The organism is uncultured Aquimarina sp., assembly GCF_947492965.1.
In the GTDB taxonomy this organism is placed as follows: Bacteria; Bacteroidota; Bacteroidia; order Flavobacteriales; family Flavobacteriaceae; genus Aquimarina.
The window spans coordinates 626555-643691 of the sequence record NZ_CANLOZ010000002.1 but is presented as its reverse complement, the minus strand read 5'-3'; the positions used below and the strand labels follow the sequence as shown (position 1 = coordinate 643691).

At 32.2% G+C, this 17137-nt stretch carries 16 protein-coding genes; 9 read left to right on the top strand and 7 right to left on the bottom strand.

The features are described from left to right. The first annotated feature begins 2 nt into the window (after nucleotides 1-2). Nucleotides 3-1346 carry a gluconate:H+ symporter gene (locus Q1B37_RS07310; RefSeq protein ID WP_299897288.1) on the top strand — a complete coding sequence of 448 codons (1344 nt, stop codon included), beginning with the start codon at nucleotides 3-5 and terminating at the stop codon, nucleotides 1344-1346. A 113-nt stretch (nucleotides 1347-1459) separates the two neighbouring features. Then, complete coding sequence (locus Q1B37_RS07305; protein ID WP_299897285.1) at nucleotides 1460-2494, top strand: AraC family transcriptional regulator; 1035 nt, start codon at nucleotides 1460-1462, stop codon at nucleotides 2492-2494. A gap of 28 nt (nucleotides 2495-2522) precedes the next feature. Here the strand turns inward: Q1B37_RS07305 and Q1B37_RS07300 are convergent, their stop codons facing one another. The 3 genes from Q1B37_RS07300 to Q1B37_RS07290 form a co-directional block, all read right to left on the bottom strand. Continuing rightward, complete coding sequence (locus Q1B37_RS07300; protein ID WP_299897282.1) at nucleotides 2523-3068, bottom strand: AAA family ATPase; 546 nt, start codon at nucleotides 3066-3068, stop codon at nucleotides 2523-2525. After that, nucleotides 3065-3706 (bottom strand): hypothetical protein, encoded by a 642-nt coding sequence (locus Q1B37_RS07295; protein ID WP_299897279.1) that lies wholly within the window; start codon nucleotides 3704-3706, stop codon nucleotides 3065-3067. Before Q1B37_RS07295 ends, Q1B37_RS07300 begins: the two co-directional genes overlap by 4 nt. Nucleotides 3707-3779: 73 nt before the next feature. Continuing rightward, nucleotides 3780-4337: a Crp/Fnr family transcriptional regulator gene (locus Q1B37_RS07290; protein WP_299897277.1), complete on the bottom strand. Its 558-nt coding sequence runs from the start codon at nucleotides 4335-4337 to the stop codon at nucleotides 3780-3782. A 111-nt stretch (nucleotides 4338-4448) separates the two neighbouring features. Here Q1B37_RS07290 and Q1B37_RS07285 point away from each other — a divergent pair, with 111 nt between their 5' ends. After that, complete coding sequence (locus tag Q1B37_RS07285) at nucleotides 4449-5126, top strand: class I SAM-dependent methyltransferase (protein WP_299897274.1); 678 nt, start codon at nucleotides 4449-4451, stop codon at nucleotides 5124-5126. Here Q1B37_RS07285 and Q1B37_RS07280 read toward each other — a convergent pair. The 4 genes from Q1B37_RS07280 to Q1B37_RS07265 form a co-directional block, all read right to left on the bottom strand. Then, nucleotides 5123-6271 carry an FAD-dependent monooxygenase gene (locus Q1B37_RS07280; protein WP_299897272.1) on the bottom strand — a complete coding sequence of 383 codons (1149 nt, stop codon included), beginning with the start codon at nucleotides 6269-6271 and terminating at the stop codon, nucleotides 5123-5125. The two genes, Q1B37_RS07285 and Q1B37_RS07280, sit on opposite strands and share 4 nt — an antisense overlap. A gap of 52 nt (nucleotides 6272-6323) precedes the next feature. Beyond that, a complete protein-coding gene (locus Q1B37_RS07275; RefSeq protein WP_299601019.1) occupies nucleotides 6324-6887 on the bottom strand; it encodes a nuclear transport factor 2 family protein in 564 nt (187 codons plus the stop codon). 16 nt (nucleotides 6888-6903) lie between these two features. Next, nucleotides 6904-7428 carry a DUF4269 domain-containing protein gene (locus tag Q1B37_RS07270; protein ID WP_299897269.1) on the bottom strand — a complete coding sequence of 175 codons (525 nt, stop codon included), beginning with the start codon at nucleotides 7426-7428 and terminating at the stop codon, nucleotides 6904-6906. A 152-nt stretch (nucleotides 7429-7580) separates the two neighbouring features. Further along, on the bottom strand, nucleotides 7581-9881 hold the full coding sequence (locus Q1B37_RS07265; protein WP_299897266.1) for a type IA DNA topoisomerase: 2301 nt from the start codon (nucleotides 9879-9881) through the stop codon (nucleotides 7581-7583). Nucleotides 9882-10034: 153 nt separating this feature from the next. Between Q1B37_RS07265 and Q1B37_RS07260 the strand changes: the two genes are divergently transcribed. The 6 genes from Q1B37_RS07260 to Q1B37_RS07235 all read left to right on the top strand — a co-directional run bounded on the left by Q1B37_RS07260 (nucleotide 10035) and on the right by Q1B37_RS07235 (nucleotide 17067). After that, entirely contained in the window at nucleotides 10035-11195 is a 1161-nt protein-coding gene (locus Q1B37_RS07260) for a histidinol-phosphate transaminase (RefSeq protein ID WP_299897264.1), read from the top strand. 144 nt (nucleotides 11196-11339) lie between these two features. Further along, the gene (aroC, locus tag Q1B37_RS07255; protein ID WP_299897262.1) at nucleotides 11340-12404 is read left to right on the top strand and encodes a chorismate synthase; all 1065 of its coding nucleotides are present in this window, start codon (nucleotides 11340-11342) and stop codon (nucleotides 12402-12404) included. A gap of 107 nt (nucleotides 12405-12511) precedes the next feature. Beyond that, entirely contained in the window at nucleotides 12512-13960 is a 1449-nt protein-coding gene (locus Q1B37_RS07250; RefSeq protein ID WP_299897260.1) for a dicarboxylate/amino acid:cation symporter, read from the top strand. 426 nt (nucleotides 13961-14386) lie between these two features. Further along, a complete protein-coding gene (locus Q1B37_RS07245; protein ID WP_299897258.1) occupies nucleotides 14387-15145 on the top strand; it encodes a 2OG-Fe dioxygenase family protein in 759 nt (252 codons plus the stop codon). A 46-nt stretch (nucleotides 15146-15191) separates the two neighbouring features. Continuing rightward, nucleotides 15192-16082 carry a nucleoside recognition domain-containing protein gene (locus Q1B37_RS07240; RefSeq protein ID WP_299897257.1) on the top strand — a complete coding sequence of 297 codons (891 nt, stop codon included), beginning with the start codon at nucleotides 15192-15194 and terminating at the stop codon, nucleotides 16080-16082. Nucleotide 16083: 1 nt separating this feature from the next. Beyond that, nucleotides 16084-17067: a C-terminal binding protein gene (locus Q1B37_RS07235; protein ID WP_299897255.1), complete on the top strand. Its 984-nt coding sequence runs from the start codon at nucleotides 16084-16086 to the stop codon at nucleotides 17065-17067. Nucleotides 17068-17137: the final 70 nt, after the last annotated feature.

Here is a 17137-nt window from a genome sequence, read left to right as displayed (position 1 = left end):
CTATGGACTATCAATTATTAATAGCAGTAGGAATTGGAATTGCTGCTTTACTTTTTATGATCTTAAAGCTTCGTATGCAAGCATTTATTGCTTTGCTTATTGTTTGTATTATTGTTGGAATTTTAGCAGGATTACCAGCAGAAGATGTTCTCAATAGTATAAAAAACGGAATGGGAGGTACGCTGGGGTTTGTGGCTACCGTAGTAGGATTAGGTGCATTGTTTGGAGGTTTACTTGAACATTCGGGTGGCGCACAAGGATTAGCAAATTATATACTAAAATTAGCTGGAGAAAAAAATGCTTCATGGGCTTTGATGATTACGGGATTTATCATTGCAATCCCCGTATTTTTTGATGTAGCTTTTATTATCCTTATACCTATTGTGTATGCAATTGCAAGAAAAACCAAAAAATCATTATTGTTATATGCAATTCCTTTATTAGCTGGTTTAGCAATTACTCATAGTTTTATTCCCCCAACACCAGGACCAGTAGCAGTTGCTGATATATTAGGCGCTAATTTAGGTTGGGTTATCGTTTTTGGATTTTTAACAGGAATTCCTGCTGCTATTATTAGTGGTCCCATGTTAGGTAAATATCTTTCAAAAAAAATTAAACTAGATATTCCAAATACAGAGGTTATTAGCACTACTATTGATAATCCTCCAAATCCAATTGGTATTATTGGAATTATTATGTTCCCGATAGTATTTATTGTACTAAAAACAGTATTGTTGGGAGATTGGTTTGATCAAAGTCAGTTCCCGAAAGCAATACTATATACGATAACATTATTAGGACATCCTTTTACAGCACTAATTATGGCAAATTTAATTGCTTGGTATTTCTTAGGAATTAAACGAGGTGTTACCAGAGATGATTTATTAAAAATTTCTATGAAGTCTTTTAAACCTGCAGGAGCGATCATACTGCTTACAGGAGCTGGAGGCGCATTTAAACAAATATTGGTAGATACAAAGGCTGGAGAATTGTTAGCTTCATCATTACAGAGCTCATATATTCATCCGTTATTATTTGCTTTTATTGTAGCAGCATTAATAAGAGTTTTGCAAGGTTCCGCAACTACAGCAATGATCGCTGCAGCTGGAATTACTTCTCCAATAATTATGGCTGGTAATTTTAGTGCTGCACAGATAGCATTATTTGTAATTTCTATAGCATCTGGAGCAACTATGTTATCACATGTAAATGATAGTGGATTTTGGTTAGTGGGTCAATATTTGGGTATGACCGAAAAACAAACATTTCGTTCTTGGACTGTAATGACAACTCTGATAGCTATAACTGGAGTTATAATGTCTTTGTTACTATGGTATATATTTTGAATCCCGTGTTTATAAGTGTTAATGATTCGTTTCTATAAAAGTTTAAATTTATTCAATTCTTTATCGTATTATTAATAGTAAAGCAATAGGAAAATTATTTTCTTTGCTTTTATATGAATCCTGAGATTTTTAAACATATCGAGTTGTTATTAGGAAGTGTTGGCCTAATAATTGCCTTGTTTTTTGGTACCTTCTTGATCATCAGTAAAGAACAGCGAAAAAGTGCAAATATTTTTTTAGCGGTATATCTTCTGGCATTTAGTTTAAGGATTGGGAAATCCTTGTTTTATAACTATTTTCCTATTGATCCCATCGTTAGAAATGTTTTTTTGGGGATGTTATTAGCTATAGGTCCATCTTTATGGCTATATGCTAAAAATCTAAGTGCCAACAATAAGAAAGAGGGGCATAAGGTATTGCAAGTACATTATATTCCGCTGTTATTTTTCGTAGGATTTTGTTGGCTAATTCCTAATGATGGTTCTCAGTTTTCCAGAATGATCTTTATTGGATTATTACTACATATTTTAGGATATGGAGTTTATACTTTGTATTGGTTGCTAAGAAGTAAAGAACGGTTGATTGTTAAAGAAAAAAAGACATATACTTGGCTGTTCTTTTTGACATTACTTACCATGCTAATGTCACTTGTACAAATTGGAGTTTTTTTTCGATGGGTACCTTATTTAAGTACAGCATTTTTATTTTCAATAGTAATAATCACCCTAGCGATATGGGGATTAAAAAATGTATCTCTATTTAAAATAGAACCAAAAAAATATACGGGTTCTTCCATTTCTGATCAAAATGCAACAATCTATCTCGATAAGCTTATATATCTAATGAAGGAAGAGAAATTGTATTTGGATCCAGAAATTACCTTAACTAAGCTTAGTGATAAAATCGGAATAACATCTAAACAATTATCACAGATTATTAATCAACATAAAAATGAGAATTATTCTCAATTTATCGCTAGATATCGAGTAGAGGAAGCAAAGAAATTATTGGGTATGCCAGCGTACAAAAATTTTAAAATTGCCGCAATTGCCTATGAAAGTGGTTTTAACAGTATCTCATCATTTAATGCTTCTTTTAAAAAAATCACCAATACTACAGCTTTAAAATATAGAGAATCTCTTTCGTAATCATCAACTGTATAAAAGATTATTGTACTTAAAAATATTCCTTATTAATTTCTGAGGTAATCGTTTTTATTTTTTCTTTTAATGGAATCTCTCCGCGAATTTTTATAACCTTACAATTTAGTCTCTCTATCCATTGGAGATGGACTTTGAGGGTTCTACCGTCAAAATCTGGATTCTCATATTGATTGGCCCAAGATAAAAAAGCTTTTGAATGTTCTTGAGTGCTTTTATCGTGTAATAACAGCGTTCCATATCTTTCTTGTTCTCTTTGGATCAATCTGTTCATTCGTTCTTCATTGTTTAGATATATAAAAACTACGAGATCAAATAGTGATTCCCATTGTTTTCCCCAACTCACTAAGGAACCACTGATAATTACATTTTCATGAAGATCAAAAGCAGCTTTCAGATTTTCATTTCTTTCTGGTAATGGTATTTTTTTCTGGAAAGGAGGTGTTGTTTTTTTCCAATAGAAGTCATCAGAATCTAAATGAATAAAATCTATACGTTTAGCAATTTCTTTAGCTAATGTTGTTTTTCCTGTACCCGAAGCTCCAAATATTAAGATTTTCATTTTCTCGAAGAATACATTACTAATAAAATTCCATTTGACAATACCCAAGCAGCTATACTAAAAGTAAATATTCTAAAACCTACTAAACTTGTAAATACAAAATCTGTGAATCCACCAATAATAGAGAAAATAATAATAAAAATCCCTAAATAACTGATCCATTTTGGATGTTTTTGCTCTAAAATATTGGCAATGGAATAAAGAAAAATTGCAAAACAACACGCTACGATAAAGATATAATCCAGAGGAATATTAATAGCAAATCCATAGTTTTTAATCATATTTAAGGTTTCTATATTCTGATCCAGGTTATCAGCATATTTGTTCAAAAAGTAGGGCAGTGTAAGTCCATTAAAAAGCGCTGCAAACATTGCTGCAATAAGTCCAAAAGTAATTACTATTAAAGCTAGAATTGACAACCTGTATGTATCCATAAGCGCGTTAGTAAGTCCATAAAATCCAAATAGTAATATGGGCAAACTAAAAATTGCCAGTGCATGAGTATTTTGAATAGATCTTGAAATTTTAAGAATATATTCGATAGTCCCTCCTGAAGGATGTAATACCATGGTTACTATTATTAATAGCGCTCCTAAAATCAGGGCAGAACCCGTACTTTTACACATGTGATGTTTCATATGTTTTAGATTATATTAAAACATCAAAGATCTTAGGTTTCATTCATTGGATCACTTGATCCAAATCAAGAAATTACTTTAACCTTTTTCGCACTCGACTTAAAGTTTCGGGAGTAATATTTAGATAAGAAGCTATAATTTTTTGAGGAAATTTTTGGATAATGTGAGGCTTATTATCAAGAAGGTATTTATATTTTTGATCAGGAGTATTATTATTCAACAGAGACATTCGTGCTGTAGCTTCTTGTAGTACGACGCCCATTTTTAGGAATGATTGGGAAATTCCAATGAGTTTATGAATCGAATCTATCGTAAGTTCCAAGATTTCACTATCCTCATAGGCTTTGATATCATATTCAGATGGCTTTCTAGAAGTAAAACTTTTATGGTTGAGAATCCAATCATTTTCCACGCCTAAATCTATCGCATTTTCATTGAGATCAGTATCCATTTTAAAGTGATAGAAACTACCAGAAATAATATAACATAATGAAGAACAAGTTTCTCCAACTCTTAATAGGAAGTCATTCTTTTTATATGTTTTATGGAGTACTTCTTGTGCTATTAAAAAAGATTCTTCTTCGGTAAAATCTCCAAGTTTATGAATAAATTTTGAAACTGATGGATCCAAGATGCAAACGTGTTTATTGATTGTTAAAAGTACAGATTAAATTACTTTCTGAAATTTAAATTTTTTTAAATCATTTATTTTGTAGGTTTGAATCTGAAAACTTATTAGCCATTGAATATAAAGAGAAATCACACTAAGAAAGTAAAGAAACCTTGGCCTACAAAGGAAGCGATGGAACAGATTTACGATAAGAATTTGTGGGGTTCGGACGGTTCTGATTTCTATTCTGGCGAGGGATCTCATCATCCAAATATCAAGAAGCCATATGTAGAGAAGCTATCTCAGTTTTTAGAATCTTTCGAAAGTCCAATTACCGTTTGTGATTTGGGTTGTGGAGATTTTAATGTTGGTAAAGAACTGGTGCAGTATGCAAAAGAATATTTTGCTGTGGATATTGTAGATAGTTTAATCCTTCGAAATAAAGAAAAGTTTAAACATGATCACGTAACTTTTTATTGTTTAGACATCGCAAAGGATGAGTTACCTGTAGCAGATTGCGCAATAATTCGTCAGGTATTTCAACATATATCCAATGCCGAAATTGAAAGCACACTTGCAAAACTATCTTCATATCGATACGTAATTATTACAGAACACCTTCCAAACGAAAGTTTTGAACCTAATATAGATATTATATCTGGTCAAGGTATCCGTTTAAAAAAGAAGAGTGGTGTGGATGTGTTAGCGCCTCCTTTTAATTTTAAAGCAAAAAAAGTAACAAATTTGCTCACGATTCCATTAGGTACAAATAAAGGAGTGTTAGTCACTAATTTATACAAAACCTATTAAGGGATTGATACGGTTTTATCGATTTGATACATTTCTAGCATTTGTTTTTCAATCATTTTTTTGGGAGCATTCTTTAAAAAGAAATTTCTAAGCCCTTTTCCATATCTCCAATGTGCTATTCTCCCAGTATTCCAAGATTGTTTTACAATTTGATTTACTTTTTTTCTTCGTTTTTGTTCAAATATTTCGAAAATGTTCTTATTCGTATTTTTACTAATGAGTTCACTTAGGTAATAAGCATCTTCAATAGCCTGTGCACCTCCTTGTCCCATATTTGGTGTGGTCGCATGACCAGCATCTCCTATCAAAAGGATATTGTTTTTATGCCAAATTTCTAAAGGTTTTATATCGCTTATATCATTACGAATTATATTCTTTTGTGAAGTAGCGGAGATTAAGTTGCTTACGATAGGATGGAAGTCATTAAACATTGAGAGAAGCTTCTTCTTGGTATCAGCTTCGTCTTTTTCATTTTGTTTATCTATTGCTACGGCAAACCAATATACTTTGTTTTCTGATATTCTGGAAATTCCAAAACGTATTTGGTTTCCCCAAAGTTCTATTCCTCGATGATGAAATTCTTCATCCAACGATATATCTGCAATTCCGCGCCAGCAAGTTTGTCCAGAATATCTAGTTTTGCTACCAGGGAAAAGTTGCTTTCTTACTTTAGAATGTATACCATCACCACCAATTAAATAGTCTGTTTCTATACTTGACCCGTCTTCAAACAACACTTTTATTTTGCCATTAGAAAGTTCTTCATAACTATGAAAACATTTGCCAAGGTGTTTTTTATTTTCTGGAATCTTTTCAAATAATAATTTTTGAAGTTTTGCTCTATGAATTGCAACCGTAGTATATCCAAAAATATCTTTTATGTAGTTTTGATAATTATCTGAAAGCGAAGTTAAATCAGCTTTTCCTAAAGTAATTCGATCAATAGTATTTCCTTTTTGCTGTACCTCTTCTAATATATCTAAATGATCTAACACTTGTAAAGCATTCGGAGCTAACCAAATTCCTGCACCAACCTCTAATAATTCAGGTGTTTGCTCAAAAATTTGAAAATCAATACCATTTCTTTCAAAAGCTAATGCAGTGGTTAACCCTCCAATTCCTGCTCCGATGATCGTGTAAAGCATATATTATTTTATTTGATGTATGTTTTGTAAATTATATTTTCTATAAGTACTGTTATTCGTTAGATATTGGTAACCCGTATATGGTAGTTTGCATTCCTGCGATTTTCCAGTGACCATCAACTTTTTCCATTAATCTTGTTTCTCGTTTCAATCCGCGTAGAGAATCTTGCTGTTCATAGGTGACCCAAGCACCATCACCATAAAGTCGAACATTAATTTTGTCTAATAGTTTTGGAATAGGTTCTGGTTCCGGATGTTCATCCATAAATGTTTTTACAAATCGACTAATTTCTTCCCAGCCTACTGATTCTGAGAATTTTTTTGTTGTAAAATCAAGATATACTTTTGTTATTGAAGAATCCTGAATCCAGTAGTCTTGCCAAGCTTTATAGTCTCTACGAAATGCAGCTTTGGTTTCATTATTTAAAGTATTTAAGATGGCTTGCTCTTCTTTTAAGATATTCGTTTTATGATCTGTATGAGATAATGTATTTGTATTCTCACCTTTACAGCTCCAAGCCATTGTAAAAACTAGAAATAATAGTATTATAGTTCTTGCTTTTTTGAGAACATTCGAATATGAAAGTTTTTTGATGAATAATGCGTAATGTACCATGATATCTCTTTATAACTTATATTCTAAAATTTAATAGTTCTTCATAAGGATCTCCAGATATCCGCAATAATTCTGCAAAGGCTGGTTCTGTTTTTATTCCTTTTCTCTTTAGCATTCTAATATTCTCCTTAAAAGTAGGGCTCATTTTCTTCAAAATTTCATACTCTATCATCATATGCTTATATGCCTTTTGTTCTTGAGTAGGAATATTTTGTCCAAAAATTTCAATAGAAAACGAGGAATAGCTAAAATTGGCTACCGTGTATGGAGAAATACGATGATTATTTGTGGCTATTCGAAAATCCTCTTGGTCAGAGAATAATGTAAATACTGTATTTGTAAATTCTTCATGATCATGACATTCACAAATAATATCTAAATCACTATTATCAGTATAAATATCAATAGGAATGGTACCTGTTAGAATAGGATCGTAAGATTTTAGCTGTTTAAAAATTTCCAAATTCCGAAGTACGTTATAGGTGTCTTGTTGGTATTTATTACCTGATTTTAAGTATTCGATATTAGTAAAATCCACCATTGCTACTGATATCTTTTATGAAATTTTGTATTGCTGATTATTGTAATTCAGCTATTTAACAATTCTGTTATAAAATCACTCTAAAATAGCCATTTATAGCTGTATTAGCAAGAATTAAATAGGTAGATTTTATTTGATTTTAAGGAGTGTTTTTACGAAACATGACTCTGTATAATATCGTATACCAATTCTTTTGATAATTTTTGATTACCTGCTTTATTTCTTATGATTTCGAAAGAACATTGAAAATTACAACCATTATTGAATTCACTACAGCCGTAAGCTGTTTTTCCTTTTAGTATATGACCTTTCTTGCATTTAGGGCATGAGATCTTATCGGGTACAGTTTGAGGTTGTGTTGCGATTTTTTTAGTTTCTAAAACCAATTGATGATCTTCATCAAAACGTACTAAACCTTCTACTGTTTTCTCTTCTGTTTTGAAGCCTTTTAAATTTACTGTACAACCTTTTTTGAGTAATCGTATATATTGTTTTTCAGAGATTTTTTTACCTGTAAAAACAAAGGGTAATTGAAAATCACAACCTTCTTTATATGCACTACATCCGTAAGCGGATTTTCCTTTCAATAGCGTTCCTTTGCCACATTTAGGACATTTCTCCTGTAAAATAGATGATTTAGTAACTTTTTTAGTTGCTTTTTCTGTTTTTTCGGAAGTGGTATACGATATGTTAGCTCTAGTTTTTTCAGTTCGTACTTCATATACTAAATGATCTACCATTTGCTTCATGTTTTTAATAAAAGCACCAGCATGAAATGTACCTTTTTCTATCTCTTTGAGTTGCTTTTCCCATCGACCAGTTAATTCAGCAGATATTAATAGTTTATTTTGTATCGTATCTATCAATTGTATACCTGTGGTAGTTGGTAAAATCTGTTTTTTATTACGTTCTATATATTTTCTTTTGAATAAGGTTTCAATAATGTTAGCTCTAGTAGAAGGTCTTCCGATTCCATTTTCCTTCATGAGTTCTCTCATTTCTTCATCATCCACCTGTTTTCCTGCTGTTTCCATAGCTCTTAATAAAGTAGCCTCTGTAAATTGTCTGGGAGGTTTGGTTTCTTTTTCTAGAAAAGAAGGTTCATGAGGACCTTTTTCACCTTTTACAAATTCAGGGAGTATTCCAGATTCTTTTTTACTAACACTTTCTGGTGTTTCAAATACAATACGCCAACCTTTTTCTAAAATTACCTTTCCAGTCGTTTTAAAAGATACGGTATCAGCTTTACCAATAACTGTTGTATTGGCTACTTTACAATCGTCATAAAATACAGCAATAAAACGTCGTGTAATGATATCATACACTTTTTTCTGATTGATCTGTAAGTTGGTTTGCTCTCCTGTAGGGATGATAGCGTGGTGATCAGTGACCTTTTTATCGTTAAAGACTTTGGTAGATTTTTTGATCTTTTTTCCAAGAATTGGAGTAGTTAGAGCATTGTAGTCTGTTAACTTTTGTAATATACCCGGAACTTTTGGGTAGATGTCATTTGGTAAAAAGGTGGTGTCTACTCTAGGATAAGTAACTACTTTTAATTCATATAACCGTTGAACAATTTTAAGTGTTTCATCTGCAGAAAAACCAAATTTGGTATTACAGTATACTTGTAAACCAGTTAGGTCAAACAATTTTGGCGCATACTCTTTACCATTCTTTTTGGTAATAGAAATAATCTCAAAATCACTTTGTTTTACTTTATTAGCTAATATTTCGCCGTCTTCTTTTTTTAGAAAACGACCTTCTTCATAACTAAATAAGGTATCTCTGTATAAGGTTTGTAATTCCCAATATGGTTGTGGTATAAAGTTTTGAATTTCCTTAAATCTATGGACTACCATGGCTAGACTAGGAGTTTGTACCCTTCCAATAGATAATACTTGTTTGTACCCTCCATGTTTTACGGTATACAGTCTAGTGGCGTTCATTCCTAATAACCAATCTCCAATAGCTCTAGAAAAACCTGCATAATACAAATTATCATATTGTGTAGATGGTTTTAAATTCGTAAAACCTTCTTTGATAGCTTCTGTAGTAAGAGAAGAAATCCATAAACGTTGAACTTCACCAGTATAACCGACTTGATCGATTACCCATCGTTGTATCAATTCTCCTTCCTGACCAGCATCACCACAATTAATTACTACAGTTGCTTTTTCGAATAATGATTTTACAATACCAAACTGTTTTTGGATACCCTCATTATCCACAACTTTGGTTTTGAATTTTTCAGGGAGCATTGGTAGATTATTAAGATCCCAACTTTTCCAATGTGGTTTGTAGTCATTAGGTTCGTATAGCGTGCACAAATGACCAAAAGTATACGTAACAGCATATCCATTACCTTCATAATATCCATCGCGTTTTGTGGTAGCTCCTAAAACAGTAGCAATCTCTCTCGCAACACTTGGTTTTTCGGCTATGCAAACTTTCATTAATTCGAATTACTTTTCCGGTGGAAAATTAGTCAAATTTTAATTAAAAATGATGCGTTTAAATTATTCTATTATCATGTTTTAGTGTGCCAATATCATGATTTAGGAATGAAAATCGCAGTATATCCATCAAATTTGTAAAAAACCTTATTTATGGAAACGTATAGACATAATAGAAGAAAATTTTTACAATTAGGGAGCACATTAGCTGTGGCTAGTTCTATAGCTCCGATTACCTACGGAGCTTCTTTATTGGAACAAAATGATTTTAGAACCCTAGAAGAAAAAGAACCCATACGCTTATTCTCTAATGAGAATCCTTACGGACCTTCACAAAACGTAACAAATGTAATAAAAGAGCATACATCGAGAGTCAATAGATATGCATCTTTTAATTCATATGCTACAGACGAGTTAAGAAAAAAAATAGCTAAACAGAATCATATTCAGGAAGACCAAGTGATTTTGGGCCATGGTTCTTTCGAAATTTTATGCATGCTTACTCGAGCTTTTGGGCAACAGCAAGATAGTATTATAGTACCTGCAACCACTTTTAATGTTACAGCAGCTTTTGCTGATAGGATTTTTGATCATAAAGCCAAAAGAATATTGTTAACAGATACTATGGATATTGATTTAAAAACAACCAAAAGTGCGATTACGAAGGCTACCAGATTGGTATATATCTGTAATCCTAACAATCCTACTGGTAAAGCTTTATCAGCGAATGATTTACTATCTTTTTGTAAAGAAGTAGCATCATCTAATTGTACGGTGGCTATAGATGAAGCCTATGTAGAACTTATGGACCCCAAAAAGAAACCTGATACGATTAAATTATTACAAGAAAAATATAATGTTCTGATTATTAGAACATTTTCTAAAGCCTATGGCTTGGCAGGTTTAAGAGTAGGGTATGCTATGGGCTTATCAGAAACGATAGCCAAATTGAATCATGAGTTTTATAATTTTGATGGATTAATCAGCAACCCTGGAGTAGTAGCCGCGATTACAGCTTTAGAAGATCCTTCATATGTGAATGATTATCAAAAGAAGAATTCTGAAGTAAAAAAATATATGGAAGATAGTTTAGATGATTTAGGACTTCAGTATGTAAAAAGCGATACAAACTTTATGTTGATAGAAGTAAAGGATGTAAAACGACTAAAAGAAGAATTAAAAACCTTTGGAATTGCAATTTTTCCTAGTGGAGGAAAACATTATCCTACTTGGGCAAGGGTTAGTATTGGAACATTAGCACAGATGCAAAGTTTTATGAAAGCCATTAGTACAATGAATTGGTTAAAGGTATAAATAAGGTAGAAATAAGTATTGTTCAAAAAATAAGTTTTAAATATGAAATAGTAATAATTTTCGAAAAATATTGATGGGTTTTCTATCAAATTACTATCGCATTTTTGAAGATTAACAAGTACATTTGTTGAAAATTGTTTTTGAATGGCAGGAAATACATTTGGGAACCTATTTAAGGTAACCACTTTTGGAGAATCTCACGGACCAGCAATAGGAGGAGTCATCGATGGATGTCCTTCTGGAGTACAACTCGATCTTGATGCGATACAAGCAGAATTAGATCGTAGAAAACCAGGACAATCTGCAATTGTTACTCAACGAAAGGAGCCTGATACCGTAGAATTCTATTCTGGTATTTTTGAAGGTGTTACGACAGGAACACCTATCGGATTTGTGATTAAAAATGCAAATCAAAAATCAAAAGACTATTCGCACATTAAAGATTCTTACAGGCCATCACATGCAGATTATACTTATGATCAGAAATATGGTATAAGAGATTATAGAGGAGGAGGACGATCATCGGCTAGAGAAACTGCGAGTAGAGTAGTAGCAGGAGCTATAGCAAAGCAAATTCTTTCTGGTATTAGTTTTAATGCTTATGTGAGTGGTGTGGGATCAATTAAATTAGAGAAACCGCATACAGAACTAGATTTTTCATTAGTAGAAAGTAATATTGTTCGATGCCCTGATACCGATAAAGCGCAGGAGATGGAACAGTATATCAAACAAATACGAAAAGAAGGAGATACCGTAGGAGGATTAGTAAGTTGTGTTATTTCTGGAGTTCCTGTTGGATTGGGAGAACCAGCTTTTGATAAACTCCATGCAGAATTAGGAAAAGCGATGCTTTCTATTAATGCAGTAAAAGGTTTTGAATATGGTAGTGGTTTTGCTGGAGCAGTACTAAAGGGAAGTATGCATAATGATCTTTTCAATACGGATGGTACTACAAAAACTAATCTTTCTGGTGGGATTCAAGGTGGAATTTCTAATGGAATGGATATCTACTTTAACGTGGCGTTTAAACCGGTAGCTACTATTATGCAAGACCAAGAGACTATTGATAAAGAAGGGAACATAGTTAATATGCAAGGAAAAGGTAGACATGATCCTTGTGTAGTGCCACGCGCCGTTCCTATCGTTGAGGCAATGGCAGCTTTGGTAATTGTTGATTACTGGCTAATGAATCGTACGATTAAAAAATAAGCACTTAAAAATATAGTTAATGTTACGGTAATCTTAACAAGGTTACCGTTTTTTTGTTTTTAATTTATATCTTCGACCTTTTATACTCGGAAAAATTGAGAATTCGCATGAAAAAATTACCCTTATATCTTAAGATTATTATTGGACTCCTTTTAGGAATTTTATGGGCCGTACTCTCTAGTTATTTAGGCTGGAGTGAATTTACTAATAATTTTATTGCTCCTTTCGGAACTATCTTCATTAATTTATTAAAATTAATTGCAGTACCGTTAGTTCTTTTTTCAATTATTAATGGAGTAGCGGGAATAGGAAGTTCTTCGAGTCTTGGTAGAATGGGTGGTAAGACATTGCTAGCATACTTATTAACTACAGTGTTAGCTGTGGGAATGGGACTTTCTATCGTAAATATTATAAAACCAGGAAGTCTAATTGATGAAAATACCCGAATAGATAATCGTATTTCTTACGAGATCTGGGCGTTAGAGAATGATCAGGAGATCAAAGATGGAGTAAGCTATATGAGTGATCCTGCAAATAAAGAAAGAGTTGATCGAATTAAATTACAGCTACAGAATCAGTCAACAGATGAAAAAGTAGCTTCTAAAATGAAAGATGCCGAAAAGACTAAAAATTCTGGTCCTCTGCAACCTTTAGTCGATTTGGTTCCATCAAATTTATTTAAAGCTTTGTCCAATAATGGATTAATGCTTCAAATCATCTTTTTTGCGATATTTTTTGGAGTCAGTCTGTTATTAATTCCCGAAGAAAAATCCGAACCAGTTAAAAAAATAGTAGATGGTATCATGGATGTATTTCTTAAGATGGTAGACTTGGTAATGCAAGCAGCTCCATTTTTTGTATTCGCTTTATTAGCTGGAGTGATTAGTAAAATGGCCGGTGATGACCTTGATAAAGTATCAGATATTTTTCAAGGACTTTCTTGGTATACGTTAACGGTGTTCTTAGGATTAATGTTTATGATATTTGTGGTGTATCCATTAATACTTAAAATCTTGGTAAAGGTAATTCCATACAAGGGTTTTTTCAAAGCTATGGGATTGGCACAAACTACCGCTTTTTCTACATCAAGTAGTGCAGCTACTTTACCAGTTACCCTAGAATGCGTAGAAGATAATTTAGGAGTAGATAAGAAGATTACAAGTTTTGTATTGCCTATCGGTGCTACTGTAAACATGGATGGTACATGTTTGTATCAAGCTGTAGCTGTAGTGTTTTTAGCACAATTACATATGATTGATTTAACTTTTGGGCAGCAACTTACCATTGTAGTAACTGCGACCCTAGCATCAATCGGATCAGCAGCGGTACCTAGTGCAGGATTGGTAATGCTAATTATCGTATTGGGATCGGTTGGTTTAAATCCAGCATGGATAGCTATTATTTTTCCTGTTGATCGTATATTGGATATGTGTAGAACTGTTGTAAATGTTACAGGTGATGCTACGGTATCTTCTATTATAGCAAAGGGTGAAGGACTTCTTCATTACGATCCTAATAAAAATCCAGATGACGCTTTTGATCCTAATGTAAACTAGTACCGAATCAAAAACTAATGAAATATGAGACAAAGACGGCTACAAAAGCCGTCTTTGTTTTTTCATTTAATAACTAGTGTTCTATGTTATGAAAGTGTTTTAATGGGTTATATACCCTTTTTTGATAATCTTAACGTAATAAGGGAACTCTTTTTAAATTACATATTTAATAATATTTATGGGGAATTTTTAGATAAAATGTAATTAGGTTTTATTAAATTATTGCTTATTAAGATTTTATAGAAATCGCATTTGTTTCAATGGTTTTATCCTGGATTTATTAGTGATCAAATAAGGTTAAATAATTGTTTTTTTATTGTATATTAGGAGAATATTCCCCGATAAAGTTAACTTTTTGATAAACAATTTAAGCTTCTATACTTTTTGAAATAGAATAATTTTGAGTATCAATTAAAACTTAAAATCATGAATATTACAAAAAAACGAACAGAAGCCACTCTGACTATTAACCAACTTACTACAGATTTCCAATCACAATTATCTAATGATAATTTTGTCCTCTTATCATCCAATGATATTGATGAGAAAAATGAATTTACTCATGATCAAATCGAAGAATTTAAAGATTTTTGGAACTATTTAGAATTAGATCCTTATATGCCTGATGGTGGTAAATACCGCATGAGAAGAATAGGGTATTTATCATATAATTTAGTGACTAAATCTTTAGAACCTTTAACGGAGAATGTTGCCTTTGTACAAAGTAAATCTATCAACAAATTTGTTGGTGATGTAGAACGAGTTTTTGAACCTTCTAAAAAGGAATTTCTCGAATCTAAGTTGTTAGAATCTATCATAAAATATGTTATAGAGAACGTACTAACACTTTCAAATATTACTACCAGTGAGATTAAAATTAATGTGCATCAAATGAGAATAAAAGCTTCCTACGGAGCAATCGGTTTACCAACTCCAGAAGGTATCCATCAGGATGGTCATAAATTTGTTTCACAACATTTGATTTCTAGAAAAGAAATTTCTGGAGGGATTTCTGGTCTTTATGATTTGAACGAAGATCCATTAATTCATAAACAATTATTTAATTTTTTGGATACAATTGTTGTTTCTGATGAACACGTAAAACATGATGTATCTCCAATTTATTCTTTTTCGAATATGGAAGGTGGATATAGAGATATGTTAATCATAGATTACAACCTATAAAGTTGTGCAATCTATATAGCATCAAAATATATTAATAAGATAAAAAATGAAAGATATTCTAAATAAAGCGCTTCAATCTTCTTGGATGATTGTAAAGCTAGTCGTTCCTTTTGCAGTTGGTATTGATATTCTGAATTATCTAGGTGTAATTGATAAGGTATCATTTTTATTTGAACCTATTACCGAGATATTAGGATTACCAGCTGGTGTAGCGTTGGCTTTAGCTGCGGGCTTCTTCTTTAATTTATATGCAGGTATTGCAGTCGCTGCGAGTTTAGGTCTTAACGGATTTGAATGGACAATTGTTGGTACTTTTTTAGCAATTTGTCATTCTATTCCTTTGGAGGTAGCTGTATTAAAGAAGGTAGGTTTTCCCGTGATTCCTCACTCGATAATCAGACTAATAGCAGGTTTGTTAGGTGGAATATTAGCAGCAAGTATTATCTCTCCAGATTTAGTTCAAATAACAAATGAAGTTGTAGTTAGTCAAAAGAGTGAGACTTTTTGGACTATGATTATCACTTCAATTAAAAATAGTATTTATCTAACGGCAAAGATTATTCTTTTAGTTACGGTATTAATTTTTCTATTTGAGCTATTAAGGAATTGGAAGCCCGTAGAAAAGTATCTGGATAAACATACTTATTTATCTAGTTTGCTAGTAGGCGGTTTATTAGGAGTTACTTATGGAGCAGGTATTTTACTAAAAGACATGAAGTCTGTGGATCCTAAACACAAGATGTATCTGCTTACTTTTTTAATGTTAGCTCATGGATTAATAGAAGAAACATTATTGTTTGGACTATTTCATGCAGATCTTCTGGCTATTTTTGGTATTAGACTAGGAATCGCAATCATTGGTGTCTTGTTAATATATATTTATTCAACTCTTCAAATTTCAAAGAAAGTAAATCCATCTTCAAAATTTTCACATTAAAATGACTGGTAATATATATATAACAGATAGAATAACAAATCCTACAATAGAATCAGAAGTGATCGGTGAATATCTAACGACTGATCCAACAAATAATGTAGAAGTACTATTAGTATGGCATCAAGAGATTACCGAAGCTTATTTAGCCAACTTCCCTAAGGTTCATACGGTAATTCGTTATGGAGTGGGATATGATAAAATAGATCTTCAGGCATGTAGTAAAAGAGGTGTCATCGTATGTAACAATCCTGATTATTGTACCGAGGAAGTAAGTGATACTGCATTAACTTTTATTCTTAACTGTAGTAGAGAAATTACACGATATGATTATAAAAGCAAAGGGTATGTTTCTGGATGGCAAGAGAATGTAAAAAAAGATATAAAGAGAAATAAAGAAACGACAGTAGGCTTTATAGGTTTGGGAAGGATTGGATCATTAACTTTAAAAAAAGCGAAATATCTTGGATATGACACTTGTTTTTATGATCCTTACATCACTCCTGGGTATGCTAAAATTTTTGATACTAATAGATTGGATACGTTAGATGATTTATTAATGAGTAGTGATATTGTATCACTTCATTGTCCTTCCAATCAGAATACGATCGGAATGATCGATGATAGTTTTATTAATAGAATGAAGAAAGGAAGTTCATTAGTTAACACTGCACGAGGAAACCTTCTTAAGGATCTTTCTGTGATAGAAAAAGGACTAAAATCAGAACACTTAAATATGGTTTGTTTAGATGTATTGCCGCAGGAACCACCAGTAGAGGATCATAGTTTAATCCGAGCATGGAAAAACAATGAAGAATGGGTTAGTGGTAGATTAATCATTAATCCACATGCTTCCTACCATTCTATTCAGAGTGAATCAGAACAGCGATACAAAGCAGCAGAGAATGCTTTATTCGCACTGCTTGATAAAAAACCAAAATATATTGTTCACCAACCTTTATCCAGAAGTGAGTACGAGCTAGTATAATAGTATAAAAAGTACTTAAAATAAAATAAACCCGAAGCATTATGTTTCGGGTTTATTTATTCTATGAATT